Source organism: Kitasatospora sp. NPDC057500, from assembly GCF_042802195.1.
Lineage (GTDB): Bacteria > Actinomycetota > Actinomycetes > Streptomycetales > Streptomycetaceae > Kitasatospora.
Map to the genome: position 1 here is coordinate 1 of NZ_JBHVER010000191.1, position 15,884 is coordinate 15,884.

A 15,884-nucleotide genomic window follows, 5' to 3' on the forward strand; every position below is an offset into this window, starting at 1 on the left:
GTGCACGGCCGCGAGGTGCGCGTGCACGAAGGCGGCGCGGTCGGGGTCGTCTACGGCGCCGTCCGGGCCCGGGGCGGGCGGGGGGGGCGCGCCGGGGTAGGGGGGCCCCCCCCGGGGCGCCCGGGGGGGGCCCGGCAGCCGGGGGTGGCCGGGGGCGCTACCGGATTCAGAGCGGGGTGACGGCCTTGAGGACGAGGAGGAGGGCGACGGCGGCGTTGAGGGCGGAGAGGGCCGAGGCGGCGGTGCCGAGGGCCGCGACGAGGGCGGCGAGGCCGGCGGGGGTGCGGGTGGGGGGCCAGTTGCGGGCGGTGGGGACGGGGCCGAGGAGGGCGGCGACGCGGCGGGGGACGGGGCCCGGGGCGGCGAAGGCGGGGAAGGCCGCGTAGGCCGCGGGCGGGCGGTGGTGGGTGGCGAGGGCGGCGCGGGCGACGGCACGGGCGGTGACCCTGCGGTCGCCGACGGCCTGGGCGGACTCCTCGTCGGCCCAGCGCTCCGCGCTGTAGGCGACGGCGCCCTGGAGCGGGCGCAGGAACGGGTTGACGCAGCCGGCCAGCTGGGTGGCCAGCAGGTGGCGGTGGTGCCGGTGGGTCAGGTGGGCGCGTTCGTGGGCGAGCAGGGCGGCGCGCTCGTCCTCGGCGAGGCCGGCCAGCATGCCGGTGGAGACGACGACCCGGCCCGGCGAGCGCGGTGAGCCGGGGAGCGCGTAGGCGTACGGGGCCGGGTCGGGCAGCAGCGCGACGTCGGACGTGGCGGGCAGCGCCCGGCCGAGGGCGCGCCGGGCGCGGGCGCGGATCCGCAGGTGGCGGGCGAGCGTGCGGCCGACGGTGGCCAGGACGGCGGCGAGGACGAGCAGCGCCGCCGTGCCGACCGTCTCGTGGTAGGGCAGGGCGGCCCGGACCTCGGGGTCGGACCAGCTGTCGGGCAGCGGGTTGCCGGGGATCTGCGCGGTGCCGACGACGCCGATCAGGGCCAGGCAGAGCGCGCTGCACAGGGCCATCACGATGCTGATCCCGGTGAGCAGCCGGGCGGCGCCGCGCGGGTGCAGGTGCTGCTCGGCGAGGCGGGCGATGGGCAGCGCCGTCAGCGGCAGGACGAGGGGGAGGAAGACGAAGACGCCCACGGTGCGGAGGTCAGCCTTCGTGCTCGGGGGCCGGGCCGCAGGCGCTGTCGAGCAGGGTGCGCAGCAGTTCCTCGTCGTGCGGGAGCAGCGCGGTGACGAAGCTGGCGAGCACGGCGTCGCGGTCGGGTTCGCCGTCCAGCACGCGGCGCATCCGCAGTGCGGCGAGGCCGGCCGCGTCGGAGGAGGCCTGCCAGAGGTAGGAGCGGCCGGAGCGGGTGCGGGTGACGGCGTCCTTGGCGTGCAGCCGGGAGAGGATGGTCATCACGGTGGTGTAGGCGAGGTCGCCGTCCAGGCGCTCCTGGACCCAGCCCGCGGTGACGGGGCCGGGTGCGCGCTGGAGCACCGCCAGCACCTGCGCCTCCAGCTCGCCCTGGCCGCGCCGGCGGGCCCGCGGGTCGCCGGCCACCGGGATGTTGGTGTCCTCTGCGGTGTCCTCTGCCATGCCGGTCATCCTAACGAGAAGGTAAAGGACCGGGAATCAGGCTTGTGGTGCGCGGGCGTTCTGCCGCCGGCCGATCTCGGTGATCTCGGGGTGGTGGAGGTCGAAGGCGGGCGACTCGGAGCGGACCCGGGGAAGCGTGACGAAATTGTGTCGGGGCGGTGGGCAGGAGGTGGCCCACTCCAGCGAGCGCCCGTAGCCCCACGGGTCGTCGACGGTGACCTCCTCGCCGTACCGGGCGGTGCGCCAGACGTTGTACAGGAACGGCAGGGTGGAGATCCCGAGCAGGAACGATCCGATGCTGGAGACGGTGTTGAGCGCGGTGAACCCGTCGGAGGCCAGGTAGTCGGCGTACCGGCGCGGCATGCCCTCGGCACCGAGCCAGTGCTGGACCAGGAAGGTGGCGTGGAAGCCCGCGAAGAGGGTCCAGAAGTGGATCCGGCCGAGCCGCTCGTCGAGCAGCCGGCCGGTGAACTTGGGCCACCAGAAGTGGAAGCCGGCGAACATCGCGAAGACCACCGTCCCGAACACCACGTAGTGGAAGTGCGCGACGACGAAGTACGAGTCGGAGACGTGGAAGTCGATCGGCGGCGCGGCCAGCAGCACCCCGGTGAGGCCGCCGAACAGGAAGGTGACCAGGAAGCCGACGGACCATAGCATCGGCGTCTCGAAGCTGAGCGAGCCCCGCCACATGGTGCCGATCCAGTTGAAGAACTTCACCCCGGTGGGCACCGCGATCAGCATCGTCATGATCGAGAAGAACGGCAGCAGCACCTGCCCGGTGACGAACATGTGGTGCGCCCAGACGGTGATCGACAGGCCGGTGATGGCGACGGTCGCGCCGATCAGCCCGGTGTAGCCGAAGATCGGCTTGCGGCTGAACACCGGGATGATCTCGGTGACGATGCCGAAGAACGGCAGCGCGATGATGTAGACCTCCGGGTGCCCGAAGAACCAGAACAGGTGCTGCCAGAGCAGCGCCCCGCCGTTGGCCGCGTCGAACACGTGCGAGCCGAAGCGCCGGTCGGACTCCAGGCAGAGCAGCGCGGCCGCCAGCACCGGGAAGGCGAAGAGCACCAGGACCGCGGTCAGCAGGACGTTCCAGACGAAGATCGGCATCCGGAAGAGCGTCATCCCGGGCGCCCGGAAGCAGACGATCGTGGTGATGAAGTTGACCGAGCCGAGGATGGTGCCGAAGCCGGACAGGGCCAGGCCCATGATCCACAGGTCGGCGCCGAGGCCCGGCGAGTGGTCGGCGCCGTTCAGCGGCGCGTAGGCGAACCAGCCGAAGTCGGCCGCGCCGTCCGGGGTGAGGAAGCCGTAGACGACGATCAGCGAGCCGAACAGGTACAGCCAGTAGGCGATCGCGTTCAGCCGGGGGAAGGCGACGTCGGGGGCGCCGAGCTGCAACGGCATGATCCAGTTGGCGAAGCCGGCGAACAGCGGGGTCGCGAACATCAGCAGCATGATCGTGCCGTGCATGGTGAAGAGCTGGTTGAACTCCTCGTTGGAGAGCAGTTGGAGCCCGGGGCGGGCCAGCTCGATCCGCATCAGCATCGCCATCAGCCCTCCGAACAGGAAGAACAGGAAGGAGGTGGTGATGTAGAGGGTGCCGATCCGCTTGTGGTCGGTGGTGGTCAGCCAGCCGACCAGGGCCCGGCCGTGCCGGCGGCGGGCGGCGCGGCGGCGCTCCGACCGGGCGGACGGGCGCGACGGGTGCGGGGGCTGCTGCTCCGCGGTGTCCTTCGGCAGGAGGGTCACGCGCTGCGCCTTCCGGGGTCCGGGGCAGGGGTCGGACCCACCAGTACCGGCCGGCCGGCGGAGGTGGACGGGGGCGCGCGGGCCGGGTCACCCGAACAGGCGCGGCCCGGTTGCCCGGCACCGGCCGGGATCGGACGGTCGAAGTCCGCACGCCTCTCCGCACACCTGTCCGGGAGTGCCTGTCCGGCCCCGGCGTACGGTCCTGGAGGAACCCATGAGCAGCACGTCGTCCCCGCCGCCCGGCCAACCGTCACCGGACCGGCCCGCGCCGTCCGACGAGCCACCGCCCCGGCGCGACGGAAGCGGCCGGCCGCCCCCGCCGCCCCCGCACCACCGGTCCCGCGAGTGGGCGCCCGGCTTCGTGGTGTTCGCCGGTGTCCTGATGCTGATCAACGGCATCATGGAGGTGCTGCGCGGCATCATGGCGGTCCACGAGGACGAGGTCTTCCTGAGCACCAGCCGCTACGTCTTCCGCTTCGACCTCACCGGCTGGGGCTGGATCCACATCGTCGTCGGCGTGCTGGTCGCCCTGGTCGGCGCCTTCCTCCTCACGGGGGCCGCCTGGGCGCGGTACGCCGGTATCGTCATCACCGCGGTGAGCGCCGTCGACGCCTTCCTGTCGATGCCCTACTACCCGGGCTGGTCGATCGTGGTGATCGCGCTGGACGTCTTCATCATCTGGGCCCTGTGCGTCTACAAGCCCGCCGAGGCCGGCCACTGATCCCGCCGCTCCGCCCGGTCCCCCGCGCCGTCGGCGGGACCGGGCGGAGCCGTGTCACGCCCGGGCCCGCTGGGTGAGCGCGATGCAGAGCAGCACCACCACCGCCGTCACGGGCGCGGCGGCCGGCAGTTCCTCGCCGAGCAGCAGCACCGACCAGACGAGCGTGACCAGCGGCTGGGCCAGCTGGAGCTGGCTCGCCCGCGGGACCCCGATCAGCGCCATCCCCCGGTACCAGACCACGAACCCGCCGAACTGCGAGACCGCCGCCGTGTACAGCAGCCCGGCCACCGCCTTCGCGCCGAGGCCGCCGGCCGGCAGCGGCTCGGCGGGCAGCGCCAGGGCCGTGGCCAGCGCGGTGACCGGCAGCGCGGCGGCCACCGCCCAGCCGATCACCTGCCAGCCGGGCAGCTCCCGGGAGATCCGCCCGCCCTCCGCGTACCCGGCCGCGCAGACCAGCAGCGCCGCGAACAGGCAGAGGTCGGCGGGGCCGGGCCGGCCGTGGCTCTGCACCAGGGTGAAGCCGAGCACCGCCGCCGCCCCGGCCAGCGCCGCGCCCCAGAACAGCCTCGACGGGCGACGGCCGTCCCGGCGCGAGCGCACGGCGGCGAAGGCGGCGGTGGCCAGCGGCAGCAGCCCGATGACGACGGCCGAGTGCGCCGTCGAGGAGGTCCGCAGGGCGAGCGTGGTGAGCAGCGGGAAGCCCAGCACGCAGCCGGCCGAGACCACCAGCAGGCCCGGCCAGTGGCGGCGCTCGGGCAGCGGGACGCGGGCGGCGGCGAGGCAGAGCGCGGCGAGCACGCCGGCCAGCAGGCCGCGCAGAGCGGTCGCCGTCCAGGGGCCGAAGCCGGTCAGCGCCCAGGCGGTGGCGGGGAAGCTGAAGGAGAAGGAGAGGACGCCCAGGGCGGCCTGCGCCGTGCCCGGGGAACTCGCGGAGGCGGGGGCGGGCGCCGTAGCGGGCCGCGCTGCTACCACCACAGGGGTGGTAGCGCTATCTTGTTCTCTCATGAATGAGCGTAGCAGTGTGGCCGAACTCGCCGACAGCCTGCGCCATGAGGTGCAGCGCTACCCCGAAGGACGGAAGCTGCCGTCGAGCCGGGCCCTGATGGAGCGCCACCAGGTCAGCCCGGGCACGGTCTCCCGCGCGATCGCCGTGCTGGTCGCCGAGGGTCTGGTGGTCTCCCGCCCGGGCGCCGGGGTGTTCCGGGCGGCGGCCTTCGCGGGCGGTCCGGGCGCCGGCGTGCCCGGCGGCACCGCCGCCCGTCCCGGCGACCTCTCCTGGCAGGAGGTCGCGCTCAGCGCCGGGACCGGACCGCGCGACCTGCTGGCCGACCCGGTCTTCGCCACCCTGCGCGTGCCGCCGCCGAACGTCGTCGACCTCAACAGCGGCTACCCGCACGCCTCGCTGCTGCCCGAGCGCCTGCTCGCCGCCGCCCTCGGCCGGGCCGGACGGCGGCCGGGCGCCTGGGAGCGCCCGCCCACCGACGGCCTCACCGAGCTGCGCGGCTGGTTCGCCCGCGACATCGGCGGCCACGACGGGCCGATCACCACCGGGGACGTGCTCATCACCTCCGGCGGGCAGGGCGGGCTCACGGTGGCGATGCGCTCGCTCGCCGCGCCCGGCGCGCCGGTGCTGGTGGAGTCGCCGACGTACCCGGGGATCCTGGCGGTCGTCCGGGCGGCCGGACTGCGGCCGGTCCCGGTGCCGGTCGACGCCGACGGCGTGCGCACCGACCTGCTGGCGGACGCCTTCGCGGCCACCCGGGCGCGGGTCTTCGTCTGCCAGCCGCTGTTCCAGAACCCGACCGGCGCGGTGCTCTCCCCCGAGCGCCGCGCCGAGGTGCTGCGGATCGCCCGGTCGGCGGGCGCGTTCGTCGTCGAGGACGACTTCTCCCGGCTGCTGGTGCACGCGGACGCCCCCGCACTGCCGCGTCCGCTCGCCGCCGACGACCGCGACGGAGTGGTGGTGCACCTGCGCTCGCTGACCAAGGCCGCCTCGCCGAACCTGCGGGTCGGCGCGCTGACGGCGCGCGGGCCGGCGCTCGCCCGGCTGCGGGCCACCCAGGTGGTGGACAGCTTCTTCGTGCCCCGGCCGTTGCAGGAGGCGACGCTGGAGCTGGTCGCCGACCCCGGCTGGGCCCGCCATCTGCGGGCCCTCGGCACCGAGCTGCTGGGCCGCCGCACCGCCGCCGTCGCGGCCCTGCACCGCGAGCTGCCGGGTGTGCTCGGCAGCTACCGGCCAGGCGGCTACCACCTGTGGCTGCGGCTCCCGGACGGCGTCGACGACGGGGCGCTCACCGTCGCCGCCCTGCGGGCCGGCGTCCAGGTGGCGCCCGGGCGCCCGTACCACGCCGCCGAGCCGCCGGCCCCGCACCTGCGGCTGAGCTACGCAGCCGCCGAGAGCTCCGCCCAGGTGGCGGAGGGCGTCCACCGGCTGCGGCTGGCCTTCGAGGAGGTCACCGGCTGAGGGACCTACCGGTGGCCGGCCATCCGCTCCAGCCGGGCGATCCGCTCGGCCATCGGCGGGTGGGTGGAGAAGAGCTTCGCCCCGGCCTCGCCCGGCCGGAACGGGCTTGCGATCATCATGTGGCTGGCGGTCTGGATCTGCGGCTCCGGCGGCAGCGGCAGCTGCCTGGTTCCGGCGTCCAGCTTGCGCAGCGCACTCGCCAGGGCCAGCGGGTCGCCGGTGATCCGGGCGCCGTCGGCGTCGGCCTGGTACTCCCGGGAGCGGCTGACGGCCAGCTGGATCAGCGAGGCCGCGACCGGGCCGAGGATCATGATCGCGAGCATCCCGAACAGGCCCGGGCCGTCGTCGTCGTCGCTGCGGCCGAACGGGATCAGCCAGGCGAAGTTCACCAGGAACATCACCACCGAGGCGAGCGCCCCGGCCACCGAGGAGATCAGGATGTCCCGGTTGTAGACGTGGCTCAGCTCGTGGCCGAGGACGCCGCGCAGCTCGCGCTCGTCGAGCAGTTGCAGGATGCCGTCGGTGCAGCAGACCGCCGCGTTGCGCGGGTTGCGGCCGGTGGCGAAGGCGTTGGGGGCCGGGGTCGGCGAGATGTAGAGGCGGGGCATCGGCTGGCGGGCCGCGGTGGAGAGCTCGCGGACGATCCGGTACAGCCGCGGGGCCTCGATCTCGCTCACCGGGCGGGCCCGCATGGCGCGCAGCGCGAGCTTGTCGCTGTTCCAGTACGCGTAGGCGTTGGTGCCGAGGGCGACCAGCAGGGCGAGCACGAAGCCCGTGCGGCCGAAGAAGCTGCCGATCACCAGGATCAGCGCCGAGAGGCCGCCGAGCAGGGCGGCGGTCCTCAGTCCGTTGTGCCGGCGGTGCACGGCTGGCCCTCCAATGGTGCGTGGGGAAGCCCTTTCTGCCTCGTCCCTCCTGCCCCGTCAACGGGCGAAACCTGGGGCCTTGTTCCCTTGTGACCAGCGCGACACCCTGCCGGGTGACCGGCCCGCACCGTCCGCCGTCCCGGCGCGCACCCCGCACCGGGGTCAGAACAGCGAGCCGCCGACCACCTGGAGGACCAGCTGCGGGGCCACCGAGAGCACCACCGCCGCCGAGGCGGTGAGCCCCAGGGTGGCGGTCAGCGACACCGGCAGGCGCCGTTCGGGGGCCGCGGCCGTCACGGCCTCGTCCGCGGGGGCGAACAGCCGGGCGGTCCAGAGCAGGTAGTAGTACAGGGCGACGACCACATTGACCGCCATCACCACGGCCAGCCAGCCGAGGCCGGCGTCCACGGCCGCCTGGAACACCACCACCTTGCCGAACAGGCCGATCACGCCCGGCGGCAGTCCGGCCAGGCAGAGCAGGAAGAACGCCAGCGCCAGCGCCGTCCAGCGGCGGCGCGCGAACAGGCCGCGGAAGTCGTCCACGCTGGTCCCGGCCCGGCGGCCGACCGCCGCCACCACGCCGAAGGCGCCGAGGTTGACCACGCCGTAGATCAGCGCGTACGCGGCGGTGGCGCCCAGCGGGTCGGTCGCGGTGGGCGCGTAGCCGGCCGCGGCCAGCGGGACCAGCAGGTAGCCGGCCTGGCCCACCGAGGACCAGGCGAGCAGCCGGACCGCGCTGTGGCGGGTGTCGAAGCGCTGGCGCAGCGCGCCCACGTTGCCGGCCGTCATGGTGACGGCGGCCAGCACCGCGAGCACCAGGCCCCAGGTGTGCGCGTACGGGCGGAAGGCGATGGTGGCGGCCAGTGCCAGACCGGCCAGGCCGGCCGCCTTGCCGACCACCGAGAGGTAGCCGGCCACCGGCAGCGGGGCGCCGGTGTAGGTGTCCGGCACCCAGAAGTGGAACGGGACGGCGGCGACCTTGAAGGCGAAGCCGACCAGGGTGAGCACGGCGCCCGCCTCGGCCAGCGGCTTGAGCTGGGCGGGTGCCTGCTCCAGGCCGGTGGCGACGGCGCCCAGGTGCAGGCTGCCGCTCGCCGCGTAGACGAAGCCGACGCCGAGCAGCATCACGGCGGTCGCGGTGACGGAAGAGAGGAAGAACTTCAGCGCGGCCTCGGCGCCCCGGCCGTCCCGGCGCAGCGCGACCAGGGCGAAGGCGGGCAGCGAGGCCACCTCCAGGGCGATCACCAGGGTGGCGAGGTCGCGGGAGGCGGGCAGCAGGGCGGCGCCGGTGGCGCTGGCGAGCAGCAGGAACCAGTACTCGCCGCCGGGCAGCTTCTCGTCCTCCACCGTGTGCGCGGAGAGCAGTGCGGCGATCAGCGCGCCGCCGAGCGCGAGCAGCTGGAAGACCAGGGCGAAGTGGTCGGCGACGTAGGAGCAGCCGGCGGTGTTGTCAGTGGCTCCTGTTACGTTCTGCGCACAGAAGGTGGCGCGGGGTGATCCACCGGTGAGCGGGAGGAGCGAGATGAGCGCGAGGGCGAGTCCGGCGGCGGCGAGCCGGCCCAGCCACTTCCTGTGCTGCGCGGGCAGGAAGAGGTCGGTGACCAGGACCGCGAGGGCGGCCAGTGCGGCGATCAGCGGGGGCGCGATCGCCATCCAGTCCACGGACTGGATCAGGCTGCCCGGGTTGGCGACGGCGAGGGAGGTCACAGTGGTCTGCCCCGTGGAGTGAGGTCCGAGTGCGGTGCCGAGCATGATCAGCCACCCCCGAGGAGGTGTTTGACGGCGGGGTCGGAGAGGCCGAGCAGCAGCGCGGGCCAGAGACCGGCGAGCAGGGTGAGCGCGGCCAGCGGCGTCCAGCTGACGGCCTCGTACGGGCGCAGGTCGGCGAGCTCGGCCACCGGGGCGGGCTGCTTCGGGTCGCCCATGCAGACGCGCTTGACCACGATCAGCAGGTACGCGGCGGTGAGGAGGGTGCCGATACCGGCCAGGACCATGTAGGTGACGAACGCGGGGCGCGAGAGGCCCTCGGCCGGGTCGAACGCGCCGAACATCGCGAGCAGCTCGCCCCAGAAGCCGGCCAGCCCGGGCAGTCCGAGGCTGGCGACGGCGGCGAAGGCGAGCAGCGCGCCGAGCCGTGGTGCCCGCCCGTAGAGGGCGGCGCCGGTGGTACCGGCGAGGGTGTCGAGGTCCGCCGTGCCGTAGCGGTCCTTGAGCGCCCCGACGACGAAGAACAGCAGGCCGGTGATCAGGCCGTGCGCGATGTTGGCGAACAGCGCGCCGTTGACGCCGACCGGGGTGAGGGAGGCGATGCCCAGCAGGACGAAGCCCATGTGGCCGACGGAGGAGTAGGCGATCAGGCGCTTGAGGTCGCCCTTGGCGCCCCTCCGGGCGAGGGCCAGGCAGGCCAGCGAGCCGTAGACGATGCCCACGGCGGCGAACGCGCCCAGGTAGGGGGCGAGCGTCGTGGTGCCGTCGGGCACGACCGGGAGGAGGACGCGGACCAGGCCGTAGGTACCCATCTTCAGCAGCACGCCGGCGAGCAGCACGGAGCCCACCGTCGGGGCCGCCGTGTGCGCGTCCGGGAGCCAGCTGTGCAGCGGCCAGGCGGGGGCCTTGACCGCGAGCCCGACCATGATCGCCAGCGCGGCGATCACCTGGGTGGAGTGGCTCAGGCCGGAGCCGTGGGCGGCGGCGAGGGCCTGCATGTCGTAGGTGCCCGCCTTGCCGCCGATCAGCAGGAAGCCGAGCAGCATCACGGCCGAGCCGAGCAGCGTGTACAGGATGAACCGGTTGGCGGCCGGCACCTTCGCCCCGCTGCCCCAGCGGGCGATCAGGAAGTACATCGGGATCAGCACGATCTCGAAGGCCAGGAAGAAGAGCAGGAGGTCCAGCACCGCGAAGGTGGCGAGCATGCCGACTTCGAGGAGGAGGAACAGCCCGACGAAGGCCCGGGCCGAGGGCACCTTCTCCCCGGACGGCAGCCGCCGCTCGGAGTACAGCGCGCAGAGGAAGGTGAGCAGCGAGGTCAGGACGATCAGCGGCAGCGAGATACCGTCCACGCCCAGGTGGAGGCGCACGCCGACGGCCGGGATCCAGGACACGTCGGTGGTGGCCTGCATCCGGGCGGGCTCGTCGTGGTCGAAGCCGGCCGCCAGGACGACGGTGAGCACCAGGACGGCGCCGGTCACCACGGTGCTGAAGCGCAGCGCGCGCCGGTCGGCGGCGGCCGGGTCGGCGCCGAACACCGGGGCCAGGGTGAGCGCTGCGCCGAGCAGCGGCAGCACCAGGAGGGCGATGAGGACCGCGTTCATCGGGGGCTCCTAGCGACAACCACGGCAGCGGACGGGGAAGGGAGGTACGGCATCGGCTACACCGCCACCAGGACGGCCAGCAGGACGACGCCGGCGAGCAGCGCGCTGAGGTAGGTCTGCGCGTTGCCGGTCTGGGCGAGCCGCACGGCACGGCCGAGCAGGCCCGCGCCAGCGCCGGCGCCGCGCACGTACGTCTCCACGACCTCGCGGTCGAGGAAGCGGACGAGCCGGGCGGCGGCCTCGACCGGGCGGACGAACAGCGCGCTGTAGAGCCGGTCGACGCCGAAGCCGTGCCGGGCCGGGCCGAACAGCGGGCCGAGCAGGGCGCGCCCGGGGTCGGCGACGGCCGCCTCGGCGGCCGGGGCTCCGGCCTGCCCGGGCACCCGGACGGTGGCCGAGCGCCAGGCCCCGTAGGCCAGCAGCGCGCCGACCACGGCGAGGCCGGTGCCGATGACGGCGGTGACCGCGGAGGGCCGCAGCGAGCCGCCGTCCAGCAGCGCGGGCAGCCAGTCCGAGCGCAGGCCGGCGATGCCGAAGCCCATGGTCGGCACGGCCAGCACCCACAGCGGCCAGCGCATCGCGGGCGGCTCGGCGACGGCCGGGTCGGCCTCGTCGAGCTCTGGCGAGTACGGCGCGTCGGCCTCGTGGTCGCCGACGACCGTGCCCCGGTCGGCGGCGGGCGCGACCACCGGCGCCGCTGCGGCCGCGGCCGCGGCCGCGCCGGCCGGGCTGTGGAAGGCCACCAGGAACAGCCGGGCCGCGTACGCTGCGGTGAGCAGCGCGGTGAGTCCGGCCGAGATCAGCACGATCCAGCCGGCCGCCTGCGGCACCGCCGAGGCGGGGCCGAGGCCGTTGGTCAGCGCCTCGCCGTTGGCGGCGTGCTCGGCGGCGGTGAGCACCGCCTCCTTGCTGAAGAAGCCGGCGAACGGCGGCAGGCCGACCAGGGCGACCAGGGCGATGCCCATCGTCCAGTAGGCGTCCGGGACGCGCTTGCGCAGTCCGGGGATCCGGGACATCGCGGAGATCGAGTTGGTGTGCGCGGCGTGGATCACCACACCGGCCGCGAGGAACAGCAGCGCCTTGAACGCGCCGTGGCTGACCAGGTGGAAGACCGAGGCCTGCCGGTCGCCGCTGGCCAGTGCGCCGGCCATGTAGCCGAGCTGGCCGACGGTCGAGTAGGCCAGCACCCGCTTGAGGTCGTCCTGGGCGAGCGCGCAGAGCGCCGAGCCGATCATCGTCACGGCGGCCATCACCGCCAGCACGACCAGCGCCGCGCCGGAGAGCAGGAAGACCGGCAGCAGCCGGGCCACCAGGTAGATGCCGGCCGCGACCATGGTGGCGGCGTGGATCAGCGCGGAGACCGGCGTCGGGCCCGCCATCGCGTCGGGCAGCCAGGTGTGCAGCGGGAACTGCGCGCTCTTGCCGGCCACCCCGGCCAGCAGCAGCAGCGCGACCAGCGTCGGGTGGCCGAGCCGCCCCTCGGTGGCGGCCCGCAGCACGTCCTCGATCCGGAAGCTCCCGGCGTCGGCGCCGAGCAGGAAGATTCCGAACAGGAACGGCACGTCGCCGAGCTTGGTGACCAGGAAGGCCTTCAGCGAGGCGGAGCGGGCGTCCTCGGTCTCCCAGTGGTGGCCGATCAGGAAGTACGAGCAGATGCCCATGACCTCCCAGCCGACCAGCAGCACGACCAGGTCGCCGGAGTAGACGACCAGGAACATCGCCGCCGTGAACAGCGAGACCAGCGCCGCGTACGAGGGGTAGCGCGGATCGTCCTTGAGGTACGCGGTCGAGTAGACCTGCACACAGGTGGCGACCAGGCCGACCAGCACCGAGATCAGCGAGCTGAAGCCGTCCAGGTGGATCGCGAGCGCGATGTCGGGGCCGCCGGTCGGGGTGAGCCGGGTGGCGGCGTCCAGCGCCTGGCCGCTGCCGAGCTGGATCGCGACGACCAGCGCGAGCACCGCCGAGACGGCGACCGGCACGATCGCCAGCGGCCGGGCGAGGCCGGGCGCGCGCTTTCCGGCGGCCAGGGTGGCCGCCGCGCCGAGCGCGGGCAGCGCGGGGACGAGGGCGGGCAGGGCGAGGTTCATGCGGCGGCCTGGCCCTTCAGCGCCTCGGCTCCGTCCGGCGCCCGCTCGGTGTCGGCGGTGGACTCGGCCGGGTCGCCGAGCGCGGTGACCCGGTCGATGTCCGCCGTGCCCCGGGCCCGGAACAGCAGTAGGACGATGGCGAGCCCGAGGCCGATCTCGGCGGCGGCGACGGTGATGGTGAACAGGGTCAGCGCCTGCCCGGCGTGCAGCGAGTCGCGCAGCCAGGCGTCGAAGGCGACGAGGTTGAGGTTGACGGCGTTGAGCATCAGCTCGACGGACATCAGCACCAGGATGACGTTGCGCCGGGCGAGCACGCCGTAGACGCCGACGCTGAACAGCAGCGCGGCGAGGACGACGGGGTAGGCGAGGTGCATCAGCTCTCCTCCGCCGGAGTGGTCTCGGAGGCGGCCGCCTCGGACGACGCGGGCGCGGCGGGCGCGGTCGGCGCGGCGGGCGCGTTCTGGGCGACCGTCCCGTTGGAGCCGACCGGCCGTCCGGCCCGGATCCGTCCGGCCCGGGGCGCCGGCACCCGCCGCCCGTTGCCGCGCGACAGCACGATCGCGCCGACCAGCGCGGCCAGCAGCAGCACCGAGAGCGCCTCGAAGGGCAGCACCCAGGTCCGGAACAGGCTCTCACCGGTCGCCGCCGCCGAGCCGCCGCCCGCGCCGAGGTCGATCCAGGACGTCCGGAAGGCGTCCACGACCAGCGTCACCAGCGTTCCGGCCGAGGCCAGCGCGACCACCAGGGCGACCCAGCGGTTCTTGGAGTCGGCGTCCGGTGAGCGCCCGATCGGCGCCTTGGTGAGCATCAGCCCGAACAGCACCAGCACGACCACCGAGCCGAGGTAGATCAGCACCTGCACCCAGGCGATGAACTCGGCGGTGAGCAGCAGGAACTCCACCGCCAGCCCGCCGAGCGCGACCACCAGCCAGAGCGCGGCGTGCACCAGCTGCCTGGTGGTGACGGCGACCACCGCCGAGCCGAGCACCGCGATGCCGACCAGCAGGAAGACGATCTCCACCCCGGTCGGGGAGAGGAACGAGCGCGCGGCCGGGTCCAGCGACCCGGTCGCGGCGAGCAGCGCGGCGGCGCCCTTCACGCGTCACCACCGTCCTGCGCCGCGTCGGCGGCCTCGGCGGCCTCGGCGGCTTCGGCGGCCGCCTTGACCGCGGCGGCGGCCAGCTTGTCGGCGGCCTTGCGCGCGGTGGCGATCTCCTTGGGCTCCTCGGCCGCCGGGTCCAGCGCCGGCGGCACCGGCACGGTCCACATCCACTCCCGCAGCCGGTCCCGCTCGTGGGTCAGCTCCAGGATGTCCGTCTCCGCGTACTCGAACTCGGGCGACCAGAACAGCGCGTCGAACGGGCACACCTCGATGCAGATCCCGCAGTACATGCAGAGCGAGAAGTCGATGGCGAACCGGTCCAGCACATTGCGGGTGCGGGCACGCGCGTTCGGGTCGGCGGCCGGCAGCGTCTCCTTGTGGGAGTCGATGTAGATGCACCAGTCCGGGCACTCACGGGCGCAGAGCATGCAGACCGTGCAGTTCTCCTCCAGCAGCGCGATCACGCCGCGCGAGCGCGGCGGAAGGCTCGGCTGCACGTCGGGGTACTGCGCGGTGATGCTCTTCCTCGTCATCGTCCGCAGGGTGACGGCCAGGCCCTTGGCCAGGCCCGCACCGGGGAAACTCATGAGATCGCCACCTTGATGATGCCGGTGAGGGCCAGCTGGACGAGCGCGAGCGGGATCAGCACCGTCCACGCGAAGCGCATCAGCTGGTCCTCGCGCAGCCGGGGGTAGGTGACCCGCAGCCAGATCACCACGAAGGCCAGCGCGAAGGTCTTCAGCAGGGTCCACAGCCAGCCGAGCTGGTCCGGCAGCGGGCCGTGCCAGCCGCCGAGGAAGAGCACGGCGGTCAGCGCGGAGACCACCAGGATGCCCGCGTACTCGGAGAGCAGGAACAGCGCGAAGCGCAGACCGGTGTACTCGGTGTAAGCGCCGAAGATGATCTCGGAGTCGGCGACCGGCATGTCGAACGGCGGGCGCTGGAGCTCGGCCAGGCCGGCCGTGAAGAACACGAAGCCGCCGATCAGCTGCCACGGGATCCAGTACCACTCCCAGGCGTCCATGATCCCGGGCAGCGAGAGCGTCCCGGCGGCCATCGCCACGGAGGCGGCGGCGAGCACCATCGGCAGCTCGTAGGACATCAGCTGCGCGGCCGTCCGCAGACCGCCGAGCAGCGAGAACTTGTTGGCCGAGGCCCAGCCGGCCATCAGCTTGCCGATCACGCCGACACCCATGACGGCGAGCACGAAGAACAGGCCCGCGTCCACCGCCTGCCCGACGAAGCCGTCCGGTCCGACCGGGATCGCCAGCAGCACCAGCAGGTACGGCAGCAGCGAGACGGCGGGCGCCAGCTGGAAGATCCGCCGGTCGGCGCCGGCCGGGACGATGTCCTCCTTCTGGGCGAACTTCACGCCGTCCGCGATCAGCTGCGCCCAGCCGTGGAAGCCGCCGGCGTACATCGGGCCGAGGCGGCCCTGCATGTGCGCCATCACCTTGTGCTCGGTCTGGCCGATGACCAGGGGGAGGACGAGGAAGACGACCAGTGTGGCGACGCAGCGCAGCACCGTGTCGAACAGGTTCACGCGCCGTCTCCGTCCTGGCCGGCCGACTCGGCCGGTGGCGTCTCGCTCGTCTTCTCCGCGCCGGCCGGCTCCTCGGCAGCAGGCTCCCCGGCCACCGGCTCCTCACCGGCGGGCTTCTCGACGGCCGGCTTCGCGGGCTCGTCGTGCGCCGGCACCGGGTTGTGCCACGGCGCGTCGGAGGACTGCGTCCGGGCCGGGGCCGGGGCGGCCTCGCCCGGTGCCTGGCTGACCGACCCCTCGGAGACCGACCTGGTCCGCCGCGGCCGGTCCGTCCGCACCGCGGGCTTCTCCTCCGCCGGAGCGACCCCGGCGGCCCCGGCCGCATCGGTGGCCCCGGCAGCCCCGGAGGCCTCGCCGGCCGCCTGGCTCGCCGACCCCTCGGAGACCGAACGCGTCCGCCGCGGCCGGTCGGCCCGCACCGGGCCGCCGCCGCGGGAGCTCCGGCCGTACGCCTCACGGTCTGGGCC

At 74.2% G+C, this 15,884-nt stretch carries 14 protein-coding genes and 1 pseudogene; 2 read left to right on the forward strand and 13 right to left on the reverse strand.

Annotation, left to right across the window (positions count from 1 at the left end; all coding sequences use genetic code 11):
* Positions 1–166: 166 nt before the first annotated feature.
* The 3 genes from ACFU74_RS29830 to ctaD are packed head-to-tail and all read right to left on the reverse strand — an operon-like array spanning position 167 to position 3,320.
* On the reverse strand, positions 167–1,120 hold the full coding sequence (locus tag ACFU74_RS29830; protein WP_380762271.1) for a M48 family metalloprotease: 954 nt from the start codon (positions 1,118–1,120) through the stop codon (positions 167–169).
* A 10-nt stretch (positions 1,121–1,130) separates the two neighbouring features.
* On the reverse strand, positions 1,131–1,562 hold the full coding sequence (locus tag ACFU74_RS29835) for a BlaI/MecI/CopY family transcriptional regulator (protein ID WP_380762273.1): 432 nt from the start codon (positions 1,560–1,562) through the stop codon (positions 1,131–1,133).
* 36 nt (positions 1,563–1,598) lie between these two features.
* Positions 1,599–3,320: a cytochrome c oxidase subunit I gene (gene ctaD / locus ACFU74_RS29840; protein WP_380762275.1), complete on the reverse strand. Its 1,722-nt coding sequence runs from the start codon at positions 3,318–3,320 to the stop codon at positions 1,599–1,601.
* A gap of 214 nt (positions 3,321–3,534) precedes the next feature.
* Here ctaD and ACFU74_RS29845 point away from each other — a divergent pair, with 214 nt between their 5' ends.
* Complete coding sequence (locus ACFU74_RS29845) at positions 3,535–4,041, forward strand: hypothetical protein (protein WP_380762277.1); 507 nt, start codon at positions 3,535–3,537, stop codon at positions 4,039–4,041.
* Between the two features lie 54 nt (positions 4,042–4,095).
* On the opposite strand, the gene ACFU74_RS29850 is transcribed toward ACFU74_RS29845, so the two are convergent.
* On the reverse strand, positions 4,096–5,046 hold the full coding sequence (locus ACFU74_RS29850) for a DMT family transporter (RefSeq protein ID WP_380762279.1): 951 nt from the start codon (positions 5,044–5,046) through the stop codon (positions 4,096–4,098).
* On the opposite strand from ACFU74_RS29850, the gene ACFU74_RS29855 reads away from it, so the two are divergent.
* Positions 5,045–6,505 (forward strand): PLP-dependent aminotransferase family protein, encoded by a 1,461-nt coding sequence (locus ACFU74_RS29855; RefSeq protein WP_380762281.1) that lies wholly within the window; start codon positions 5,045–5,047, stop codon positions 6,503–6,505. The two genes, ACFU74_RS29850 and ACFU74_RS29855, sit on opposite strands and share 2 nt — an antisense overlap.
* 5 nt (positions 6,506–6,510) lie before the next feature.
* Here ACFU74_RS29855 and htpX read toward each other — a convergent pair whose 3' ends face one another.
* The 9 genes and pseudogenes from htpX to ACFU74_RS29900 all read right to left on the reverse strand — a co-directional run.
* Positions 6,511–7,371 (reverse strand): zinc metalloprotease HtpX, encoded by an 861-nt coding sequence (gene htpX, locus ACFU74_RS29860; protein ID WP_380762283.1) that lies wholly within the window; start codon positions 7,369–7,371, stop codon positions 6,511–6,513.
* A 162-nt stretch (positions 7,372–7,533) separates the two neighbouring features.
* Positions 7,534–9,024: an NADH-quinone oxidoreductase subunit N gene (locus ACFU74_RS29865; protein ID WP_380762295.1), complete on the reverse strand. Its 1,491-nt coding sequence runs from the start codon at positions 9,022–9,024 to the stop codon at positions 7,534–7,536.
* Between the two features lie 101 nt (positions 9,025–9,125).
* Complete coding sequence (locus ACFU74_RS29870) at positions 9,126–10,682, reverse strand: NuoM family protein (RefSeq protein WP_380762285.1); 1,557 nt, start codon at positions 10,680–10,682, stop codon at positions 9,126–9,128.
* A 56-nt stretch (positions 10,683–10,738) separates the two neighbouring features.
* Entirely contained in the window at positions 10,739–12,772 is a 2,034-nt protein-coding gene (locus ACFU74_RS29875) for an NADH-quinone oxidoreductase subunit L (protein ID WP_380762287.1), read from the reverse strand.
* A complete protein-coding gene (gene nuoK, locus ACFU74_RS29880; RefSeq protein ID WP_380762289.1) occupies positions 12,769–13,146 on the reverse strand; it encodes an NADH-quinone oxidoreductase subunit NuoK in 378 nt (125 codons plus the stop codon). The genes ACFU74_RS29875 and nuoK overlap by 4 nt, the downstream gene beginning before the upstream one ends.
* Positions 13,146–13,871, reverse strand: coding sequence for an NADH-quinone oxidoreductase subunit J (locus ACFU74_RS29885; RefSeq protein WP_380762290.1), 726 nt, complete (start codon positions 13,869–13,871; stop codon positions 13,146–13,148). The genes nuoK and ACFU74_RS29885 overlap by 1 nt, the downstream gene beginning before the upstream one ends.
* On the reverse strand, positions 13,868–14,461 hold the full coding sequence (locus ACFU74_RS29890) for a NuoI/complex I 23 kDa subunit family protein (protein WP_380762291.1): 594 nt from the start codon (positions 14,459–14,461) through the stop codon (positions 13,868–13,870). Before ACFU74_RS29890 ends, ACFU74_RS29885 begins: the two co-directional genes overlap by 4 nt.
* Positions 14,458–15,417, reverse strand: coding sequence for an NADH-quinone oxidoreductase subunit NuoH (nuoH, locus tag ACFU74_RS29895; RefSeq protein ID WP_380762293.1), 960 nt, complete (start codon positions 15,415–15,417; stop codon positions 14,458–14,460). The genes ACFU74_RS29890 and nuoH overlap by 4 nt, the downstream gene beginning before the upstream one ends.
* Positions 15,414–15,884, reverse strand: a pseudogene (locus tag ACFU74_RS29900) (NADH-quinone oxidoreductase subunit C); the annotation flags it as partial. The gene nuoH and the pseudogene ACFU74_RS29900, both read right to left, overlap by 4 nt.

What these genes read in the sequence shown, in the direction of transcription:
- ACFU74_RS29835 (WP_380762273.1), bottom strand. Translation starts at nt 1,562, where the DNA reads ATGGCAGAGGACACCGCAGAGGACACCAACATCCCGGTGGCCGGCGAC.
- ACFU74_RS29870 (WP_380762285.1), bottom strand. Translation starts at nt 10,682, where the DNA reads ATGAACGCGGTCCTCATCGCCCTCCTGGTGCTGCCGCTGCTCGGCGCA.
- ACFU74_RS29865 (WP_380762295.1), bottom strand. Translation starts at nt 9,024, where the DNA reads ATGGCGATCGCGCCCCCGCTGATCGCCGCACTGGCCGCCCTCGCGGTC.
- ACFU74_RS29845 (WP_380762277.1), top strand. Translation starts at nt 3,535, where the DNA reads ATGAGCAGCACGTCGTCCCCGCCGCCCGGCCAACCGTCACCGGACCGG.
- nuoK (WP_380762289.1), bottom strand. Translation starts at nt 13,146, where the DNA reads ATGCACCTCGCCTACCCCGTCGTCCTCGCCGCGCTGCTGTTCAGCGTC.
- ACFU74_RS29855 (WP_380762281.1), top strand. Translation starts at nt 5,045, where the DNA reads ATGAATGAGCGTAGCAGTGTGGCCGAACTCGCCGACAGCCTGCGCCAT.
- ACFU74_RS29890 (WP_380762291.1), bottom strand. Translation starts at nt 14,461, where the DNA reads ATGAGTTTCCCCGGTGCGGGCCTGGCCAAGGGCCTGGCCGTCACCCTG.
- ACFU74_RS29850 (WP_380762279.1), bottom strand. Translation starts at nt 5,046, where the DNA reads ATGAGAGAACAAGATAGCGCTACCACCCCTGTGGTGGTAGCAGCGCGG.
- ACFU74_RS29875 (WP_380762287.1), bottom strand. Translation starts at nt 12,772, where the DNA reads ATGAACCTCGCCCTGCCCGCCCTCGTCCCCGCGCTGCCCGCGCTCGGC.